The 1,208-nt window shown below is 55.0% G+C and carries 1 protein-coding gene; it reads right to left on the reverse strand.

What is annotated here, in order from left to right; genetic code table 11:
• Positions 1-29 precede the first annotated feature (29 nt).
• Positions 30-1,150 (reverse strand): IS3 family transposase gene (locus HGO41_RS25715; protein ID WP_085982564.1). Its coding sequence is split into 2 segments (ribosomal slippage): positions 30-892 and positions 892-1,150, totalling 1,122 coding nucleotides; the frame shifts between segments, so codons are not numbered across the junction.
• Positions 1,151-1,208 lie beyond the last annotated feature (58 nt).

Raw genomic sequence — 1,208 nt, forward strand, 5'->3', positions numbered from 1 at the left:
TGACCTGCCCCCAGGATTAGATACAACGCTCACTTAGTAATGTCGGATCCTTCACTATCAGAATTACCCTTTCTCCAGGCCGCCGCAAATTCAGACGGCGCCTGATAATTCAGCGCGGAGTGCGGGCGGTACTCATTATAATCCTGACGCCATTCACTGATGGTTTTCCTGGCATGACTGACGTCACTGAACCAGTGTTCATTCAGGCATTCATCGCGAAAGCGTCCGTTAAAACTCTCAATAAATCCGTTCTGTGTCGGCTTGCCGGGCTGGATAAGTCGCAGCTCCACGCCATGCTCAAAGGCCCATTGATCGAGTGCGCGGCAGGTAAATTCCGGGCCCTGATCCGTTCTTATCGTCGCCGGATAGCCGCGAAACAGCGCAATGCTGTCCAGAATACGCGTGACCTGCACGCCTGAAATCCCAAAGGCAACAGTGACCGTCAGGCATTCCTTCGTGAAGTCGTCTACGCAGGTAAGGCACTTGATCCTGCGACCGGTGGCCAATGCGTCCATGACGAAATCCATCGACCAGGTCAGATTGGGTGCCGCCGGACGGAGCAGCGGCAGACGTTCTGTTGCCAGCCCTTTACGACGTCTTCTGCGTTTTACGCCCAGGCCACTGAGGTGATAAAGCCTGTACACGCGCTTATGATTAACATGTAGCCCTTCACGGCGCAGCAACTGCCAGATGCGACGGTAGCCAAAACGCCTGCGCTCCAGTGCCAGCTCAGTGATGCGCCCTGATAAATGCGCATCTGCAGCCGGGCGCTGAGCCTCATAGCGGCAGGTCGACAGAGATAAACCTGTGAGCCTGCAGGCACGACGTTGCGACAGACCGGTCGCATCACATATCAACATCACGGCTTCCCGCTTCTGGTCTGTCGTCAGTACTTTCGCCCAAGAGCCACCTGAAGCGCCTCTTTATCCAGCATGGCTTCGGCAAGCAGCTTCTTGAGTCTGGCGTTCTCTTCCTCAAGCGACTTCAGGCGCTTAACCTCAGGCACCTCCATACCGCCATACTTCTTACGCCAGGTGTAAAACGTGGCATCGGAAATGGCGTGCTTGCGGCAGAGTTCACGGGCGGATACCCCGGCTTCAGCCTCGCGGAGAATACTGATGATCTGTTGGTCGGAAAAACGCTTCTTCATGGGGATGTCCTCATGTGGCTTATGAAGACATTACTAACATCGGGGTGTACTAATCAAC

This window comes from Rahnella sp. CG8, assembly GCF_023701875.1.
Lineage (GTDB): Bacteria > Pseudomonadota > Gammaproteobacteria > Enterobacterales > Enterobacteriaceae > Rahnella > Rahnella aceris.